The organism is Streptomyces sp. NBC_00568 (assembly GCF_026341855.1).
Classification (GTDB): domain Bacteria; phylum Actinomycetota; class Actinomycetes; order Streptomycetales; family Streptomycetaceae; genus Streptomyces.
Map to the genome: position 1 here is coordinate 6,935,227 of NZ_JAPENW010000001.1, position 19,427 is coordinate 6,954,653.

The 19,427-nt window shown below is 71.3% G+C and carries 12 protein-coding genes; 4 read left to right on the forward strand and 8 right to left on the reverse strand.

Annotation, left to right across the window (positions count from 1 at the left end; translation table 11 throughout):
* Positions 1-210: 210 nt before the first annotated feature.
* Complete coding sequence (locus OOK38_RS30170) at positions 211-1,710, forward strand: hypothetical protein (RefSeq protein WP_266755397.1); 1,500 nt, start codon at positions 211-213, stop codon at positions 1,708-1,710.
* Positions 1,711-1,884: 174 nt separating this feature from the next.
* Here the strand turns inward: OOK38_RS30170 and OOK38_RS30175 are convergent, their stop codons facing one another.
* Both OOK38_RS30175 and OOK38_RS30180 read right to left on the reverse strand, forming a co-directional pair.
* Entirely contained in the window at positions 1,885-3,354 is a 1,470-nt protein-coding gene (locus tag OOK38_RS30175) for a PP2C family protein-serine/threonine phosphatase (RefSeq protein ID WP_266848987.1), read from the reverse strand.
* 308 nt (positions 3,355-3,662) lie between these two features.
* Positions 3,663-4,343: a TetR/AcrR family transcriptional regulator gene (locus tag OOK38_RS30180; RefSeq protein WP_266755394.1), complete on the reverse strand. Its 681-nt coding sequence runs from the start codon at positions 4,341-4,343 to the stop codon at positions 3,663-3,665.
* A 368-nt stretch (positions 4,344-4,711) separates the two neighbouring features.
* On the opposite strand from OOK38_RS30180, the gene OOK38_RS30185 reads away from it, so the two are divergent.
* Positions 4,712-6,742 carry a phosphocholine-specific phospholipase C gene (locus OOK38_RS30185; protein ID WP_266755392.1) on the forward strand — a complete coding sequence of 677 codons (2,031 nt, stop codon included), beginning with the start codon at positions 4,712-4,714 and terminating at the stop codon, positions 6,740-6,742.
* Here OOK38_RS30185 and OOK38_RS30190 read toward each other — a convergent pair whose 3' ends face one another.
* The 4 genes from OOK38_RS30190 to OOK38_RS30205 all read right to left on the reverse strand — a co-directional run bounded on the left by OOK38_RS30190 (position 6,743) and on the right by OOK38_RS30205 (position 11,922).
* Positions 6,743-7,756, reverse strand: coding sequence for a Gfo/Idh/MocA family protein (locus tag OOK38_RS30190; RefSeq protein WP_266755391.1), 1,014 nt, complete (start codon positions 7,754-7,756; stop codon positions 6,743-6,745).
* Positions 7,757-7,879: 123 nt separating this feature from the next.
* Positions 7,880-9,475, reverse strand: coding sequence for an FMN-binding glutamate synthase family protein (locus OOK38_RS30195; protein ID WP_266755389.1), 1,596 nt, complete (start codon positions 9,473-9,475; stop codon positions 7,880-7,882).
* Between the two features lie 120 nt (positions 9,476-9,595).
* Complete coding sequence (locus OOK38_RS30200) at positions 9,596-10,144, reverse strand: DUF4232 domain-containing protein (RefSeq protein ID WP_266755387.1); 549 nt, start codon at positions 10,142-10,144, stop codon at positions 9,596-9,598.
* A gap of 191 nt (positions 10,145-10,335) precedes the next feature.
* Positions 10,336-11,922, reverse strand: coding sequence for an alpha/beta hydrolase (locus OOK38_RS30205; protein WP_266755386.1), 1,587 nt, complete (start codon positions 11,920-11,922; stop codon positions 10,336-10,338).
* A gap of 269 nt (positions 11,923-12,191) precedes the next feature.
* On the opposite strand from OOK38_RS30205, the gene OOK38_RS34585 reads away from it, so the two are divergent.
* Positions 12,192-12,923, forward strand: coding sequence for a chaplin (locus tag OOK38_RS34585; protein WP_323178836.1), 732 nt, complete (start codon positions 12,192-12,194; stop codon positions 12,921-12,923).
* A gap of 306 nt (positions 12,924-13,229) precedes the next feature.
* Positions 13,230-14,096, forward strand: a complete 867-nt coding sequence (locus tag OOK38_RS30220; RefSeq protein ID WP_266755385.1) for a GNAT family N-acetyltransferase — start codon at positions 13,230-13,232, stop codon at positions 14,094-14,096.
* Positions 14,097-14,180: 84 nt separating this feature from the next.
* Here the strand turns inward: OOK38_RS30220 and OOK38_RS30225 are convergent, their stop codons facing one another.
* Positions 14,181-14,924, reverse strand: a complete 744-nt coding sequence (locus tag OOK38_RS30225) for a class I SAM-dependent methyltransferase (RefSeq protein ID WP_266755383.1) — start codon at positions 14,922-14,924, stop codon at positions 14,181-14,183.
* Positions 14,908-19,323 (reverse strand): aminotransferase class I/II-fold pyridoxal phosphate-dependent enzyme, encoded by a 4,416-nt coding sequence (locus tag OOK38_RS30230; RefSeq protein ID WP_266849390.1) that lies wholly within the window; start codon positions 19,321-19,323, stop codon positions 14,908-14,910. Before OOK38_RS30230 ends, OOK38_RS30225 begins: the two co-directional genes overlap by 17 nt.
* Between the last annotated feature and the right edge of the window lie 104 nt (positions 19,324-19,427).

Below are 19,427 nucleotides of genomic sequence, written 5' to 3' on the forward strand. Positions count from 1 at the left end.
TGCCTGCAAGTTGCCGCGCCGCCCGCCCCGGCCGCCCTGGCTCATCCTGGGGAATGTCCCTGGCAACCGGGTCGGGGTGGCGCGTTCCTACCTGACACCCGGCGTCCACTGGCACACCATCTGGCGCACCCTGGCGAACCCTGGCGAATAGTCGCTCAGCAACTGACAGACGGTTACTGTCGAAATCAGCCGAGAACCTGGGGGCTTGACGTGAACGGACAACCCAACACCCGCCTGGCGGACCTGTTCGGCCTGGCCGGCTGGTCCAAGGGCGAGCTCGCGCGGCTGGTCAACCGGCAGGCGGCGGCCATGGGCCACCCCCAGCTGGCGACCGACACCTCGCGGGTGCGGCGGTGGATCGACATGGGAGAGATCCCGCGCGATCCGGTGCCGCGGGTGCTGGCGGCTCTGTTCACCGAGCGTCTCGGCCGTGTCGTGACCATCGAGGACCTCGGTCTGGTCAGGCACGGGCGTACGGGGAAACGGCAGGGCGGCGGGAGTGTGGAACATCCCGACGGTGTGCCGTGGGCGCCCGAGCGGACTGCCGCGGTCCTCACCGAATTCACGGGAATGGACCTCATGCTCAACCGACGCGGCTTGGTGGGCGCGGGTGCCGCGCTCGCCGCGGGATCCGCACTCAGCACTGCCATGCACGACTGGCTGCACACCGATCCGGCCCTGACGGCCGACGCTCCGCAGTTCGAAGACCCCCTGCACGCCGACCTCGCCGGGTTCGACCGCTATGAGGCCGCCCCCATCGGGTCGCAGGAGATCGAGGAACTGGAGCGCTCCGTCGAGGTGTTCCGGGCCTGGGACGCGGCCCGCGGCGGCGGGCTGCAACGCAAGGCCGTGGTGGGCCAGCTCAACGAAGTGGGAGGCATGCTCTCCTACCGGCACCCCGACCATCTCCAGCGGCGCCTGTGGGGCGTCGCCGCCAACCTCGCCGTCCTCGCGGGCTGGATGTCGCACGACGTCGGCCTGGAGCCCACGGCCCAGAAGTACTTCGTCATCGCCGCCCACGCGGCCCGAGAAGGCGGTGACCGGCCCCGCGCGGGGGAGGCGCTCTCCCGAGCGGCTCGCCAGATGGTGCACCTGGGCCGGCCCGACGACGCGCTCGACCTGATGAAGCTCGCCAAGTCCGGTTCCGGCGAGGAGGTGCTGCCCCGCACCCGGGCCATGCTCCACACCATCGAGGCCTGGGCACAGGCCTCCATGGGCAAGGGGCAGGCCATGCGGCGCACCCTCGGTGTGGCGGAGGACCTGTTCGTCTCCGACCGCGGTGACGTACCGCCGCCCAGCTGGATGCAGTTGTTCGACGAGGCCGACATGCACGGCATGCAGGCTCTCGCCTATCGCACCCTCGCCGAGCACGAGCCGTCCGCGGCCGCCACCGCGCAGCGTCACGCCAAGGAGGCGCTGAAGCTGCGGGAGTCGGGCCGGGAGCGGTCGAAGATCTTCGACCACATCTCCCTCGCGTCGGCCTGCTTCATCGCCGACGACCCCGAACAGGCCGACCGCTACGCGCGACTGGCCCTGACGTCGATGGGGTCCAACTCCTCCCATCGCACCTGGGACCGCTTGCGCGAGATGTACCGGCTCACCGGGCAGTACTCCAGCTATCCGAAGATCAGCGATCTGCGTGAGGAGATCAAACTCGCGCTGCCGAAGGTTTCGTCGAAGCCCAGGGGCGGCAACAGCGCGCGGGCGTAAGGGATCCGCTCTCCCGCGTGGGTCGGTGTTCCGGGTGTGGTCGCCGCGTGACGCGTGCAACCGTGGCTCGGCTGACAAAGGTGTCAGCCGTCAGTGGCCCATGCCGATCCCGGCCAACTCCCTCTGTCGTCGGCCGTCGGCGTCGTCGGGCACGAGTGTCATCAGCCTCCGGCGTCAGGATCCGATCCTGGCGATGAGCACACAGGCATCGTCCTCGCGCTCGGTATCGCCGAACTCCTCTACAACCATGCGTACACAGTCCTGGGCCGTTCGGGCCTCGTCGAAGCGCGGGGCCAGGTCGAGCAGGCTCCGGACGGCCGCCGTTCCTCCCTGACTCCCGGCCTCGTCCGGACGAGGGGACCCCGACCGCCGGGGCACCAGTCCCTCGGTGTGCAGGAGCAGCAGGTCGCCCACGTGGAGGGTCTCCTCGGCCTGCCCGTAGACGGCACCGGAGGTGGCTCCGAGCAGGACGCCCTCCGGTGCGGCCAGCGCACGCCCCGTCCCGTCGCGGAACAGCAGCGGGGCGGGGTGTCCTGCCTGCGCCCAGCTCAGGGTGCGGGTCTCTGGCCGGTAGCGGCAGCAGACGGCACTGCCCAGGGCCGGCTGGACGGTGGCGTCGAGCAGTTGATTCAGCCAGGAAAGGAGCTGCCCCGGCCGGGTGCCCGCCACGGCCATACCGCGCAGGGCGCCGAGCAGCATCGCCATGCCCGAGGTCACGGTGACCCCGTGACCGGTGAGGTCGCCGACGCTCAACAGGGTCTCGCCGTCGGGGAGTTCGAGTGCGTCGTACCAGTTTCCGCCGATCAGCGCGCTGGTCGAGGACGGCAGATAGTGAGCGGCCACGTCCAGGGCCCGGGGCCCTTGGCGCGGGAACCGCAGGGAGCCGCGCCAAGGCGGCAGCACGGCCTCCTGGAGCTCGACCGCGAGCCGGTGCTCGGTCTCGGCGACGTGCTGCTCACGCTGGAGCGATTCACGGGTCTCACCCACCGTCCGCTGGCTGCGCCGCAGTTCGCTGACATCGCGCAGCACGGCCCACATCGAGGCGGTGCCGCCGTCGGCGTCCAGGACGGGCTCACCCATCATGTGCACGGTCCGCACTCCGCCGTCGGGGCGCACGATGCGGAACTCTCCGTCGATGGGCTTGGCGTCGATCAGGCAGTCGGTGACCATCGTCGTCAGCATCGGCCGGTCCTCGTCCAGGACCAGGGAGGGGAGTTCGTCGAGGGTGAGCGGGGGAGCGGAGGCGTCCCGGCCCAGGATCTGGTAGAGCTCGCCGGACCAACTGGCCTCGTCCGTCAGCAGGTTCCACTCGGCGCTGCCGACCCGGCTCAGCAGCGAGCCGCGCCGGGGTGCGGCGGTCGGCACGGCCGGAGCCGCGGGGGTGTCCGTGGGCTGGACGGGCACGGCCGGCGGTCCGTCCCGCAGCTGCGCCAAGTGCGCGTCCAGGTCGTTCAGTTGATGGAGTGCCAGATTGCACAGCGCCCGTTGCCAGCGCCCCTGCGCGTCCTCGTCGTCGACGGGTGCCTCACGTCGTACGGCGTCCACCTCACCGCGCAGGTGCCGCGTCTGCGAGATGAGCGCGTCGACCGTGCCGCGCCGGGGCGGCTGAGCGGCGGGGCGGTCCGCAGAGAGATGGGAGGGCATGACGTACTCCGATGCGGGAACGGTACGACCTAGGCTGACGGAAGGACCGTTACGACTGTCGCACAGCCCGCGACGCGCTGTAAGGGATTTGGCAACACCCGATACGGTGGTGCTTCTGGTATATGCCGCAGTCCTCCCGGACCGGGCGAGTGGTCCCGATGCGGTAGGTGTCGTTCGGGGTCAAGTCGTAGACACCGTACGTGACTTGAGGTCCCCGCGACGTACTCGCGCCCTGCTTTCATTCTCCTGTTCGAGGGGCATGTGTGCGAGTCCTCGGGCCCGGGAATCTCTCCCGATCGCTCGCCGCCTCACAGGCGGCGCACGAAGTCCTTCACCTCGGTCTCGTAGAGAAAGGACGGATCGACGCCCATCGAGGTGAAGTTGCCCTCGATCTCCAGGCCGACCAGGCCGTGCAGATGGGCCCACAGCATCGTGGAGCGCACGGCGACCGCCTCCGAGGTGTCCTCGAAGCCGTGGCGTCCGCGCCACTCGCGGAACTGCGCGGCCGCGTCTTCCGGAACCCGCGTGCCCGGCTCGGCGAGGGCGCTCACCGCGTCCAGGAGTACGGTCATGGCGGGCTGAGAGGCCTCGACCAGGCTCGCGGACTGGGCGTCGTACCCCTGGAGCGGGGCCCGGAACAGCAGGCGGTAGCGGTGCGGCTCGGCCAGCGCCCAGCTCCGGTAGGCGCGGACCAGCTCGGTCAGCCGGGTGACCGGGTCCGCCGTGCGGTCCTCGGCGGTGCGGCGGAGGGTCGAGGCCAGGTCCCCGTAGGCGTCGACGACGAGCTCGGTCAGCAGGCTGTCGCGGTTGGCGAAGTAGCGGTAGAGCGCGGGCCCGGTCATGCCCAGCTCCTTGGCGATCGCGTTGAGGGACAGTGCTTCCGGGCCGCCCTCGGCCAGCTGGCGCAGTGCCGCCGTCTTCGCTTCCTGCTGGACCTGCGCGCGAAACCGGTCGCGCGGGCCCGTCCCGGTCCGGGTGTCTGCGGCCATGTCATCGCCTCTTCGTGTCGGGTGCGGGTCTTCGGGCGGGCTGTCCCGCTCATCGGCCGACGGAGCGCGAGGAAGCACGCTTCGCTTCGTTAGATATTATCACTGTCGCGATAGGTAGTAACGGAACGACTGTGCGCAAGCGACATCAGGCGGCTCCGCGCAAGCGGTACCGGGCAACTCCGCACAGTGGTGTCGAGCGACTGCGCACAGCGACACCGGGTGGCTCCGGGAGACTCGGGACCGGACGGACAGTTTCGACCGTTGTTCACCCACCCCTCACCGCACCGGTTGAGCCCCGGCGAACGCCCCGTGCACGCTTGCTCGCGGTGTGCCACAGGGGCACCCACCCCAGTGACGAGGGCGGGCTAATGACACCGATCAGCCGAAGAGGCTTTGTGGGGCTCGGCGCGTCCGTGGTGGCGGGAGCCGCGACGGGCGTCGGCTCGCGTCCCGCGGTGGCCGCGGCCACCGCGGCGACGGCGACCGGCACGATCTCGGACGTACGGCACGTCGTCATCCTCATGCAGGAGAACCGCAGCTTCGACCACTACTTCGGGCGGCTCAAGGGGGTCCGTGGCTTCGACGACCGCAGCGGCATCGCGCTGTCCGGCGGGTACGCGGTCTTCAACCAGCCCAACGGCCGGAGCAGGCAGTACCCCTGGAAGCTCAGCGCCACGCCCGCGGCGGGCGGCAAGGACGGCGAGACCCTCGCCCAGTGCAGCGGCGACCTCCCGCACTCCTGGTCCTCGCAGCACGCCGCCTGGAACAACGGACGGCTCGACAACTGGGTCTCGGGCGTCGGCAACGTACGGTCGCTCGGCTACCTCGACCGTTCCGACATCCCGTTCCACTACGCGCTCGCCGACAACTACACCATCTGCGACGCCTACTTCTCCTCCGCGCTCAGCGCCACCGGGCCGAACCGCACCTATCTGTGGAGCGGCAAGGTCGACGCGTCCAGTTACGACGGCGGCGAGGAGTCGGGCCTGACCTGGCAGAACTACGCCGAGGCTCTTCAAGCGGCGGGTGTGAGCTGGAAGGTCTACCAGAACGCCCAGGACAACTACGGCGACAACGGCTGCGCCTACTTCAAGAAGTTCGCCGCCGCCAAGGCCGGCGACCCGCTGTACGACCGGGGCATGGCCTCCGTCCCGAAGGCCACCGGCTCCACGCCCGACGACATCGCCGCGGCCATCCGGGCCGACGTCGTCGCCGGAACCCTGCCCCAGGTGTCCTGGGTGGTCGCCAACCAGGCCTTCTCGGAGCACCCGTACGCCCCGCCCGGCGACGGCGCCCACTTCGTCGACCTGGTGTACAAGGCACTCGCCGCCGACGCGGACGTCTTCGACTCAACGGTCCTGTTCCTCAACTACGACGAGAACGACGGGTTCTTCGACCACGTGCCCCCGCCCGTCCCGCCCGCCGGGACCGCGGGCGAGTACCTGAACGGCGTTCCGTACGGCCTCGGTTTCCGGGTCCCGCTGCTCGTCATCTCGCCCTGGACGCGCGGCGGCTGGGTCTCCTCGGAGGTCTTCGACCACACCTCCGTCCTGCGTTTCCTGGAGACCTGGACCGGCGCTCTCGGCAAGCCCGCGGCCTGCCCCGACATCAGCGCCTGGCGCCGCAGGGTGACCGGCGACCTGACCGGCGTCTTCGACTTCGCGCACCCGGTCCGCGGTGCCGTGTCGCTCCCTGCGACGAGTGTCATCGGGTACGCCACCTGCGGTCCGCTGCCCAACCCCGTGCCGACCACCAACGCGCTGCCCGCGCAGGAGCCCGGAACCCGGCCCGCCCGGGCGCTGCCGTATCAGCCCAACGGCTTTCTGGACCACCTGGAGTTCACCGCGACCGGCAGGATCCTCGCCTGGTTCACCATGGCCAACCAGGGTGCCCCGGCCAAGAGGGCGGTGCACTTCTCCCTCCACCCGAACGCCTACCGGGACACCGTGCCCTGGCAGTACACGGTCGACGCGGGCGGCACCGCCTCCGACTCCTTCAACATCGGCGCGGGCTACGGCGACGGCAAGTACGACTTCTCGATGACCGGCCCCAACCGCTTCCTGCGCCGCTTCAAGGGAGACGCGACGAAGGCGGGCAGGTCGGCGGAGGTCGGCGTGCGGTACGCGACCGAGCCCGGCACCGGGAAGGCGGCCGTCTACTTCAGGATGACCAACTCCTCCGCCTCCCCGGTGACGTTCACCGTCACCTCGAACCACTACCGCTCCGACGGACCCTGGACGTACACCGTCGCGGCGGGCGGCTCGGCGGAGGCCTACTTCAACGCGGTGGCGTACCAGGACGGCTGGTACGACTTCACGATCACGGTCGGCTCCGACGCGAGCTGGTCGCGCCGGTTCACCGGCCACCTCGAGACGGGTGCCGCGAGCGTCAGCGGCTGATCAGGCGTAGAGGTCCGGGCGCGGGGCCAGCTCGACGGTCACCCGGCCGCCGTTCTCCAGCGCCCGGACACCCGCCTCGGCGACGGCGGACGCCGCGTACCCGTCCCAGACGCCGGGTCCGGTGACCCAGCCGGCCCGGGTGGCGTCCGCCCATGCCTGCACCTCGCGGTCGTAGGCGTCGGCGAAGCGGACGAGGTAGTCCTGCGCGACCTCCTCGTGCCTGCCGCCCGCCGTCGTCACGGCCATGCCGCGCTCGTCCCCGATGCGCGCGATCCCCGACTCGCAGACCGCCTCGCACCCCACCTGGTAGCCGAACCCGGAGTTCACGAAGACCTCGACGTCGACCAGGGCGCCGCCGGCCGTCTCGAACACGACGAACTGGGGGTCGATCAGACCCTCGGGGGCGTTCGCGGACGGCTGGGGGCGCAGCACGCTCACCGCGGTGAGCTCCTGGCCCAGGAGCCAGCGCGCCGCGTCGATCTCGTGCGAGACGGAGCTGTTCACCAGCATCGCCGAGGTGAAGCCGGGCGGCGAGGCGACATTGCGGTGCGTGCAGTGCAGCATCAGCGGGCGGCCCAGCCGACGGCTGTCCAGCAGGGACTTGAGGCGCTGGTACTCGGCGTCGTACCGGCGCATGAACCCGACCTGCGCCAGCCGCCGTCCGAGCCGTACTTCCGCCTCCACCACACGCAGGGCCCCGGCCGACTCCGGCACCAGCGGCTTCTCGCACAGCACCGGCAGACCCCGCGCGAAGGCCGCGAGCAGCGCCTCCTCGTGCGCGGGGCCCGGGGAGGCGATCAGCACGGCCCGCACGCCGGGTGCGTCGAGTGCGGCCGCCGTCTCGGCGTGGACCGAGACACCGTCGATGCCGGCCACCGCCTCTGCGGCGCGATCGGTGTCGGGGTCCGCCACGGCGGCGACCCTGGCACCGCTCACCACCTGATCGATTCGACGTATATGGTCGGCCCCCATGTGCCCGGCACCCAGTACCGCCACACCCAACAACTCGCTCACGCGATCCGCACCTCTCCGACGACAGCTCGGGATCGTTCCGTCCCGGTGATCCGATTGTCGGCCGCGGAGATCGATAACGCAGCACCCCGTCGACCCTGACGCCCGGCCGCCGCCTTCCGACGCTCAGAAGGAGTCCGGATCGGCGGCGGCCCAGTCCGCCGCCCAGGACGAGTGCGGCCCGGCGAGCAGCGCCCCGGGCGCGAGCCACTCGTGGAGCTCGGCGTACGACCGTACGGCCGTCGGGTCGACGCGCCGCTGCAGACGGTGGGGCGTGAGGTCGCCGGGATCCCGCACGCCCATCGCGGCCATGATCCGGCTCGCGCTGCGCACGGTCGCCCGCTGGTAGCGGTGTACGCGCTCGGACTTGTCGGCCACGTCCAGCGCGCGGACCCGGCGGGGGTCCTGGGTCGCCACGCCCACCGGACAGGCGTTGGTGTGGCAGCGCTGGGCCTGGACGCAGCCGAGGGCCAACATCATCGCGCGGGCCGCGTTGGTGTAGTCGGCGCCCTGGAGGAGCCGCTTGACGATGTCCGAGCCGGTGGCGACCCTGCCGCTCGCCCCGATCCGGACACGGTCGCGCAGCCCGGTGCCGACCAGCGCGTTGTGCACCGTGATCAGGCCCTCGGTCAGGGGCGCGCCGAGGGTGCCGGCGAATTCCGGGGGCGCGGCCCCCGTACCGCCCTCGGAACCGTCGACCACGATGAAGTCGGGTGTCACGCCCTCGGCGAGCATCGCCTTGCAGACGGCCAGGAACTGGCGCCGCGAGCCCACGCAGAGCTTGAAGCCGGTCGGCTTGCCGCCCGCCAGCCGCCGCATCCGCGCGATGAACAGCACCAGCTCCCGCGGGGTCGAGAAGACCCGGTGGTACGGCGGCGACACCACGGTCTCGCCCTCGGGGACATCGCGTGCCCGGGCGATCTCGGCGCTCACCTTCGCCCCCGGCAGGACCCCGCCGGTCCCCGGCTCCGCCCCTTGGGAGAGTTTCAGGGAGACGCACTTCACCTCGGGCAGCGCGGCCTTGTCCGCGAACTCCCGCGCCTCGAAGTCCCCGGCGGAGGTGCGGCAGCCGAAGTACCCCGTGCCGATCTCCCAGACGAGGTCGCCGCCGCCCCGCAGATGGTGGTCCGACAGGCCGCCCTCGCCGGTGTCGTGCGCGAAACGCCCCAGCGCCGCGCCCCGGTTGAGCGCCATGATCGCGTTCGACGAGAGAGCTCCGAAACTCAGCGCGGAGACGTTGAGCAGTGCCATGTCGTACGGCTGGGTGCAGTCGGGGCCGCCGACGCGGACGACGGGCGGCTCATCCGGTACCGCGACCGGACGCAACGAGGGCTCCAGGAACTCGTGGCCGTCCGCGTACACGTCACGCCCGGTGCCGAGAGGCCCCTCGGTCTCGACGCCCTTGGCGCGCTCGTACACGAGGGCGCGCACCTGGCGGTCGAAGGGCCGCCCGTCGTGGTCCCGCTCGGCGAAGTACCGCTGGAGCCTCGGGCGCAGGGCCTCCAGGAGGATATGGAGATGACCGAGCAGGGGATGGTTCCGCAGCACGGAGTGACGCCGCTGCCGCAGATCCCAGCAGCCGAGCACGGTCAGCGCCAGCAGCGGGCCCGCCGCGCACCACCACCACGCCGAGACGCCGCGGACGAGGACCAGCGCCCCGGCCGCACCGAGGGCGACGAGCAGCAGCGAGAGCATCCGGCGCACACCATGAGTCAAACCCATGGGGACGAAAGCCGCCGATCGGAACCCCCGCGGATCGGGCGGGGTGCGCGACCGGCCTGCCACGGGCGGCCCCCCGGGGCCCGCGCCGTGCGAGCGCGCGGGCCCCGGAGGGGGAACCGCTCAGCGGAGGCCGAGCACCCGGTCGGCGGCGGCCGCGGACGGCTTCCACCATGTCGTCACCGGCTCCCACACCAGGACGGTGCTGCCGGCGCCCAGTTCGCGCGCGGTGAACGAACGCCCGAAGCGCGCCGGATCGGCCGAGACGGTGATCGAGCGGACCCGGCGGGCCTGCGGGTCGGACCGGTCGGCGATCGTGCGCACGGACGCGTACGCCGTCCTGCCCGCGGCGATCCGGTACGGAGCGCTCTGTCCGGCGGGCTTCGGCAGGGCCGCGCCGTCGAGGTTGCCGAAGGTGACGACGGGGATGCGGTCGACGGTGCAGGCGCGCGTCGACCGGTTGGTCACGCGCAGGTGCAGCACGCGACGGTCCGAGGACTGCGCGGCCCGCAGCCTGAGGGCGTTCGCCGAGCACTTCTTCGGCTGAGCGGCGGCCTTCGCGGGATGAGCGCCGGACGGTGCGGACGGCGTGGCCGCCGCACCGCTCTGGGGTACCGCGAGGAGCAGAGCGGCGGCGACGGCGGAGAGGGTGAGGACGGGTCGGATGCGCATCGGTGATGTTCCCCCTGCTGTGGGCACGTGCGGGTGCGGGTCCGGCGGGCCGGATGAAGGCGACGCCTGCCCAGTGTGACCTTCGGGGGGTACGAGAGGTTGTAACCGACTTGTCTGTGTTACGTATCCGCGCCTGTTCTGTCATCGTCCGGGGGATGCCGCCTCGGCCGTTCGGGGCAGCGGACCGGCGCTCAGTCTCTGTCCGTGCCCTCCGCGCCGCAGGAACTGCCGCTGGCCGGCAGTGATCCGTACAGCAGGAAGTCGTCGACCTTCCGGTGCACGCACTTCGAGGACGCGTAGCCGGTGTGCCCCTCGCCCTTGTTGTCGAGCACCACCGCGGAGGAGCCGAGACGCTCGGCGGTCTCCTGGGTCCAGCGGTAGGGGGTCGCCGGGTCCCCGCGGGTGCCGACGAGCAGCTTCTTCGGTCCGCCGACGTCGCGGACGTCGTCGCGGATGTAGTCGGTGCCCTTGGGGCGGCCGTAGCACATCAGTACCTGGGTGAGCCGGTACTGGCCGAAGACGGGCGAGGCCTCCGTGTACGCGGCACGCAGCTTCTCGACCTGCCGGGTGACCTGCTCGGCGCTGGGACGGTCGGGGTCGTCGGCGCAGTTGATGGCCATCAAAGCGGCGGGGAGATTGTCGAGGGGGATGTCCTCGATGTCGGCGAGCCCGCCGTCCCCCTTCTCGACCCGGCCGGCGGACGGGGTGGCGTCGGGGAAGGAGGCGCCTCCGGACAGCTGGATGAGTCCGTGGGTGTCGCCGTCCTGGATCAGCAGGGTGAGGGCCTGTTCGAGGGTGGGCCACATCTCCTTGCTGTAGAGCGCCTGGCTGATCGCCCCCACCAGGTCCTGGCCGGAGAACTCCTGGCCGAAGTCCGACGGCACCGGGTCCGCGTCGAGCGAGTCGACGAGCTGGACCACCTGGTCGCGCGCGCTGCGCGCGTCCTCGCCGAACGGACAGGCGATGCTCTTCGTGCACCAGGCGATGAAGTCGTCCAGCGCGGTCTGCTGTCCCTCGGCACCTGTCAAACCCTGCTCGGTCATCGGTTCGGTGAGGGTGTCGACCCCGTCGAGCACCATCCGCCCCGTCTTCTCGGGGAACTGGGCCGCGTACACCGCGCCGAGCCGCGTTCCGTACGAGAAGCCGAGGTAGTTGAGCTTCTTGTCGCCGAGGGCCTGGCGCATCACGTCCATGTCGCGGGCGGCGTCGACCGTGCCGATGTGGGGGAGCACGGCGCCGGAGTGCTCGGCGCATTCGGCGGCGGCCTTCTTGACCACCTCGAGAGCCGCCCGTACGTCGCTGGTGTCGGTGCCGCTGTCCGTCGCCTCGAAGATCTGGTCCATGCCCTCGCCGCAGCTGACGGGCGAGGACCGGCCGACGCCGCGGGGGTCGAAGGTGACCACGTCGTAGCCGTTCGTCAGGCCCATGAAGTCCTTGCCGCCCGCGGCGAGCTGGGGGACGCCCGCGCCGCCGGGACCGCCGAAGTTCAACAGCACCGAACCCCGTGAGTGGCCCGTCGCCCGGTAGCGGGCCAGGGCCAGGTCGAGTGTGCCGCGGTCCGGCCGCGCGTAGTCCAGCGGGACGGTGACCTTGCCGCACTGCAGGTCCTTGGGCATGCCCTCGCCCGTGCAGGCGGCCCACGTGATCTTCTGCTCGTGGAAGCGCGACAGGTCGGGGTCCTCGTCGGCGGTCGCCGTCGTCGGCAGGCCCGCCGCCAGCAGGGTCAGCGTCGCGGTCGCGGCTCCCACGATCGCGAAGCGTTGGTGCATGGACAGCATGCATGCCTCCAGGGTCGCCCGCGGTGGACCGGCGATACCTCCCGGATCACGATAGACGCGGCTTCTGGGGCACGCCTCTGGGCGAGCGGAATCCGCCGCCGTGCCTTACCCTGCCGTCCCGCGCCCGCCGGACGTGCCGAGGCACACCCGTTCGAAACGCGGGCGCTCGATGGGGTGAAAGGCCGATAAGCCATAACTCGGATGGTTCACACGCGTTCTAGGCACTGTGGGCGAACGCCCGCGACCTCGCTCTGGAAGGCAGTGAACCCATGAAACGGGTGACCCGAAATGGTCTGATCGCCGCGGCCGCCGCCTCGGGCGCGCTGGCCGCGGCCATGCCGGCCCACGCCGACTCCGCGGCGGACGGCGCGGCGGCAGGCTCGCCCGGGCTGATCTCCGGCAACACGGTCCAGCTCCCGGTGCACGTTCCGGTGAACGTGTGCGGGAACACGCTGAACGTGGCCGGGCTCCTCAACCCCGCCGCGGGCAACCGCTGCGCCCATCGGAGCGACGGCGACGGTGCCGCCCGGGCCGGCGGAGGGAGGCACGGCGGCGGCGTCGCGCACGGCGGCGGCACTCACCGGGGTGGCGCACGGAATGGGGGAGGAGCGGTCGCGCACGGTGGCGGAAAGGATTCGCCAGGTGTGCTGTCGGGCAATGGTCTTCAGCTCCCGGTGGACCTCCCGGTCAACGTCAGCGGCAACTCCGTGACCGTGGTCGGACTGGGCAACGCGTCCGCCGGAAACGAGTCCGCCACCACCTCGGGCGGCAAGCCCCGGCAGCCGCACCACCCCGCCAACCCCGCCCCGAGGCCGTCCACCCCGCCCGTGGCCCACCCGGAGCCCGGAGTGCCGGAGCGGGTCCTGCCGCAGAGCGGCTCCATGGCCTCCCTCGCCCACACCGGAACGGATCAGACGATGCCCGCCCTCGCGGCGAGCGCGGCGCTGCTGCTGGGCGGCGCCGTCCTGTACCGCCGGTTCCGGCCCGCCGCGGTGCGCTGACCCGCGGCGATCACGGACCGGAGGCTCCACCGGACGGGTGACCGGTGGGGCCTCCTCCGTGTCCCGCTCGCCGGGTTCACCGTGCCCGTCGACCGGAGCCGGAGAGCCGGAGAGCCAGAGCTGGAGCCGGAGCCGGAGTCCGAGCCAGCCGCTCGGTCGGCCGGGCGCGGAGGACGCAGGTGCCGAAGTGGCCGAATCCCTTCCGGTGCGGGGGCTCGTCACTGCGACGCGTACGGAGATCGGTAAGGATGCTGTGCGTGCGCCCTGCCGGCGCACCCCGCGACCCGTACGCATTGGAGCGCCCCCATGACCTCTCCGGGACCCGACGGCCTCGTCGTCAGCCAGGCCTCGCCGGACGACTGGAAGATCGTCGGCGGCTGGGCGGCGGACGAGGGATGGAACCCCGGTCTGTCCGACAGCGTGAGCTTCTTCGCCCAGGACCCCGGGGGCTTCTTCGTCGGACGCATCGACGGGGAGCCGGTCTCGGCCATCTCGGTGGTCAACTACGGCCCCGACTACGCCTTCCTGGGCTTCTACCTCGTACGCCCCGACATGCGCGGCAACGGCTACGGCCTCGCCACCTGGCGGAAGGCCCTCGCCCACGCCGGTGGCCGGACGGTAGGACTCGACGGAGTGGTCGCGCAGCAGGACAACTACCGCAAGTCCGGTTTCGAACTCGCCTATCGGACCGTCCGGTTCGGCGGTGTCGCCCCGGTGGGGGAGGAGCCGTCGGGAGTGCGGGCGGCCGAGCCGGCGGATCGCGCGGCGATCACGGCGTACGACAGCGCGTGCTACCCCGCCGACCGGCCGGTGTTCCTGGAGTCGTGGCTGACCTCCCCCGGACACCGGACCGTCGTCCGGCACACCGAGGACGGCCGGCTGAGCGGCTACGCCGTGATCCGTCCCGCGCGTGACTCCCTGCGCATCGGCCCCCTGTTCGCCGACACCGCCGACGACGCCGAGGCACTGTTCGCCGCGCTCGCCGCGCTCGCCGCCGAAGCGGACGGGAGGCCGGTCGTCATCGACGTGCCCGAGACGAACGCCGCGGCCGTCGCCCTCGTCGAGAAGCTCGGCCTCACCCCCTCCTTCGAGACGGCCCGCATGTACACCGGGCCGGTCAGGGAGTTCGCGGGGGAGCGGGCTTACGGGGTCACGTCGCTGGAGCTCGGGTAGCGGTGACGGGCGTACGACTTGGGGAGGGCGTGCGCCCGCGCCCGCCCGGGCCCCGCACACGCCACGCGCCGGTGCCGGTGCCGCTCACGCCGCGGGACGGGCCGCCGCCACCCCGGTGAGCACGACCATTCCGGAGTCTCCGTAGTCCGGCAGGGTCGGATCGGACTCGATGTGACTGACCGTCAACTGATCGGTGAGCGGAGTGAAGACCTCGGTGATGATCTCCGTGTCCACGGGGCAGCCGGGCCAGCGTGACGCGGCGCCGATCCGGTAGGTGGGCATGTTCTCCATGAAGGCGGCGACCAGAAGTCCGCCGGGGGCGACACAGCGGACGAACCGGCGGCAGAAGTCCTTGAACTCCTCGATGTCCTCGGTGGCGCCCTCGGCGACGAAGTGCATGGAGGCGAGGTCGTACCCGCCGGGCGCGAGGGACCTGAGGTCGCCGTGCACGAGACGCACCGCGGACAGCGAGCGCTCCAGAGTCTCCGGCACATCGGGATTGAGGCTGCGGCACAACTCGTGGAAGGGCAGCCAGCTCCGGTCGGGGGTTCGGCCCAACTGCCGCTCCAGGTAAGCGGCGTTGGAGGCGCCCGCCTCCACGGCGTCGATGCGGCGGCTCGCGGCGGACGCGAGAATGAGCGGATAGAGGTTGGGGCCGGCCCCGACCTCCACGGACCGGCCGATGCTGCCGGGCGCGAGCTCGCGGTAGAACGCGCAGTGGTGGGTGATGACCGCCGCGTCGGCGGGGTGCAGTTCGCGGTAGTTCTCCGCCAGGTAGTCCTCGACGGGCCAGCTGTCCCAGTTCACGTCGTCATTGAGGACCGCCATCGCGGACTCCGTCCCTCGGCCGCAACTGATAGCGCTCGGAGAGCCGGCCCAGTGTGTCGTTGAGCCGGTCGACGTCGTCGTCGGAGTTGAGCGCGGTGAGCTGGATCCGGAAGCCCACCCGGTCGCGCGGGACGAGGGGATAGGCCGCCAGGGTCACGTAGATGCCGTTGTTCCACAGGAAGCCGGCGACCGCGTCCAGGTCGTCCGCGTCGGCCAGGGGGATCTCGATGATCGGCAGACGGTCCGTGTTGAGGGTGCCGGCCCCGAGCGCCTCCAGGTGGTCGAGGACACGGACGGTCTTGCGGTACAGATCGGCGCGGATGGCGTCCCCGCGGCGGTCGTTGACGTCGAGCCCCGCGAGCGTCGTGGCGAGGGACGCGGTGGGTGAGGGGCCCGAGTAGAGATAGGGCGCCGCGGTGGTCTTGAGGCGGTCCTTGAGCGAGGTGGGCAGGGCGAGGAAGGCGAGCAGCGAGGAATACGCCTTGGAGAACCCGCCGACGAGCACGATCCCCTCGTACGACTCCCCCGTGTGCCGCACGATGCTGTTGCCGCGTGACCCGTACGGACACGACTCGTGCGGGCCGCGCTCCCCGATGACGCCGAAGCCGTGCGCGTCGTCGACGTACATCGTGGCGTTCCGGGCCCGGCACACCGCGGCCAGCCTCGGCAGGTCGGGGATGTTCCCGCTCATGCTGTTCACGCCGTCCAGACAGACGAGCCGGGGCAGGCCGCCGGGCACCGCTTCCAGCATGGCGTCCAGTTCGTCGGGTCGTTCCGCGTGGAACCGCCGCAGTGTCGCGCCCTGCCCGCGGGCCCCCACACATCCGTCGAACACGGTCCGGTGCGCGGTGGCCTCGACGAAGACATGGCCCTGGCCCGCCAGGGCGGGGATCACCGAGGCGTGGATCAGGGTCAGCGTGGGGAGCAGCAGCGTGTCCGGCGCGCCGAGCAGGTCGGCGAGGCGTTCCTCGATGTCGGGGTACAGGCGCGGACTGCCGATCAGCCTGGACCAGCTGGGGTGTGTGCCCCAGCGGCGCACGGCCGGCTCGATCGCCTGGATGATCTCCGGATCGCAGTCGAATCCGAGGTAGTTGCAGGAGGCGAAGTCGATCAGCCAGTGGTCCCCGCAGCGGATGTGCCGGCCGCGCACCTCGTCCAGTACCGCGTCGCTCATGGGGCTGGTCTGCCGCAGGTGTTCGAGGTCGCGCCAGCGCCTGGAGCGGTGTGGGCCGTCGGTCTCCGCCGCCCCGGACGGGGCGGGCTGTTCCTCGGGCGCCCGGTCGGGAGCCAGCTGCGTCTGTTCCTTCTGCGGCCCGAATACCGTCGGCTCCTTCTGCGGCCCGAATACCGCCGGCTCCTTCTGTGGCCCGAATACCGCCGGCTCCTTCTGTGGCCCGACTGCGGTCGGCGCGCCGCCGGAGGGTGCCGGGACTCGGGTCCCGTCCCGCTGCCGCAGCAGGAACTCGCTCTGCTGCAACGTCATCGGCCGTGCGAAGAGGAAGCCCTGCCCGAAGCGGCATCCCATTCCGGCCAGCAGATCCCGCTGCACCGAGTCCTCGATCCCCTCGGCGATCACCTGGATGCCCAGGGTGTCGGCGAGGCTGACGATTCCCTCGACGAGCGCGACCTGCCGGGTGTCCAGCGCGATGTCGTCGATGAACGTCTTGTCGATCTTCAGTACGTCGACGGGGAAGTCCCGCAGATACCGCAGCGAGGAGTAGCCGCTTCCGAAATCGTCGACCGCGATGTGCACCCCGAGGTCCTTGAGCGCGTAGAGCATCGCCTGGATCTGTGAGTCCCGGCGCATCAGCACCGTCTCGGTGAGCTCCAGCTGCAGCGAACCGGGGGCCAGTCCCGGCGTCTCCAGCGCCTTGCGGACCTTGGCCAGGAAGCCGCTGTCCCGGAACTGACGGGCGGAGACGTTGACGCTGACGTACGGCGGGTCCGCCCCTTCGGTCATCCGCTGGAGGCCGGCCATGTCGGTCGTGGCGTTGGCCAGGACCCAGGCGCCCAGCGGCGTGATGTGCCCCGTCTCCTCGGCGAGAGCGATGAACTGGTCCGGCGGAACAGGATCGTGCTGCGGATGCGGCCAGCGGGCCAGGGCCTCGAATCCGACGACTTCGCCCGCGCTGATGTCGACGACTGGCTGGTAGCGCAGCGTGAACTCGGACCGCGCCACCGCGCCGTCGAGGCGTGCCTGCAGATCGTGGCGTTCCACCATCCGCACCCGAAGCCGCGGCTGGAACCGGCGCCACTGCCGTTTGCCCGCCGCCTTGGCCGCGTAGAGAGCCAGGTCGGCGTGACCGAGGAGTTCCTCGGCGTCCGTGCTGTCCCTGGCGGTGGCCACGCCCACGCTCGCGGACACGCTCACCGAGCCCTCCTGAAGGCTGAACGGCCTGCTCAGCGCCTGGATCACCTGCGCCGCCAGCAGTTCGGCGTCCAGCGGCTTCTTCGCGTCCTCCATGAGCACCGCGAACTCGTCGCCCCCGAGGCGGGCCGCCGTGTCCGTGCGGCGCAGGGCTCCCGACAGCCGCTCGCCCACGGCGGTCAGCAGGTGGTCGCCCGTCGAGTGCCCCATGGTGTCGTTGACCATCTTGAAGTCGTCGAGGTCGATGAAGAGCAGGCAGGTGAGCGTCGATCCCCGGCGGCTGCGCAACAGGGCGCGCTCGATCCGCTCGAGGAGCAGGGTCCGGTTGGGCAGACCGGTCAGCGGATCGTGGAACGCCCGCTCCGTCAGCTCGTGTTCCAGGCGTCGTTGCTCGGTCACGTCCCGCAGCGTGACGACCAGACCGCCCACTGTATGGTCCTTACGCAGGTCGCTGCACCGCACCTCGACCTCGATGCGGCCGCCGTCGCGCAGGACCCACCAGTGGTCGTGGGTCTCGGGCGCCCCCCCGGTCCGCATGGCCGCGAGCCCTTTGACGACCCTATGCCGGTCGCTGTAGTCCACCAGATCGGGCAGCGGTGCGCCGGTCAGCTCGGCCCCGCCGAAGACGGCTTGCGCGGACGGACTCGCGTACCGCACCGTGTTGTCCTCTTCGACGATGAGGATGACGTCCGAGGCGTTGCGCACCAGTGTGCGGAAGTACGCCTCGCTCTCCTTGCGGATGATCTCCAGGCGGAGCGCGATGCGCTCGACGGCCAGGCCGGCGTGCGAGGCCAGGATGTCCAACGAGCTCTGGATCTCGCTGAGTTGCTGCTCCGGACCCGCCGCCAGCAGCACGCCCGGCAGCTCTCCGGCGGGCTCGTCGGGCGGGATCATGGGGCACACCAGCGTGGTCGGCAGGCTGTCGAGCCTGCTCGCGATGTCCTCTCCGAGCGTGGCCGTGGACACGAGGTGGGAGCGGCGGGTCGCCAGTCCGCTCGCGTACTCGGCCGACAGGACGAGACTCCGGTGGGCGACCTTGGGCCCGAACAGTGCGCTGACCGTCGCGTCGCATGTCTGTGCGACATCCAGGGGCCGGGTCGCCGCGACGAGGGTGATGGCCGCTGTGCGCAGTGCCTGCTCGCGCGCCACGGCGTTGCGGTGGGCCCTGACCATCCCGGACAGCCGGAGGATCACCAGGAGGAAGAGCGCGGCGGAGAAGACCGCGATCACGGCAGCGTTCTCCGTGCTCCCGTGCCGCCCCTCGTACAGCAGAATGGCGGGCGCCACGAGGGTCGCCGCGGCGAGCATGAGCAGTCGACGCCGTGTGGGCCGCAGGGACTCCTGCCGCTCCACGGTCCGTGTCAGTTCCACCATCGAGGGGTGCAGTCCGGCGAGCCCCCAGGCCGTGTAGAAGACGATCCAGCCGGCGTCGAGCGCGGTCCCGGTCTGCCACAGCGTGTTGAGCTGGAGAATCCCGTACGCGATGTCGAAGACGAGCAGCGTCGTGGTTCCCAGCACGAGGAGTTGCAGGGAGCGGTTGCGGCCGGAGCCGGGGCTCGACGCCAGCAGGCGGGCCAGCATCGCCAGCACGAGCACGTCGCCCAGCGGGTAGGAGATGCTGATCGCGCGCTGCTGCCACGTCATGCCCTCCACGTGCGCGAGCGGCTGCACCAGGAAGACCCAGACCGGCAGTGCCAGAGCCAGGGCGAAGATCAGCGCGTCGAGCAGGCTCGGCAGGTCGTGTCCCGGCCAGCGGTACCGCACGAGGCCGTACAGCCCGGCGGCGAAGAGCGGATACACCGCGAGGTAGCAGGCGTCCGCGGGGGACGGGAACGGGTTGGAGAAGTTGAAGTACGACTCCATCACGTTGTAGGACGTGTCGCCCGCGGCGAAGGCCAGCAGCCCAGCCGCCAGCAGCCACCAGGGCCACCGGTGAGCGGGGCGGTGGACGTGGACTCCCGTGACTACGGCCGCGAAGCCGCCGAGTCCGATGAGGGCCCACAGGGGTGTACGGGTTGCCGGAACGGTCATGTAGACGACAGTGGCGACCGACACCAGCAGGGCGTACACGCCTGTGAGGCGAGGTGCCCGCAGCAAGCCGAACCGCCTCCCTACGTCGGACGGCACAGGACCGT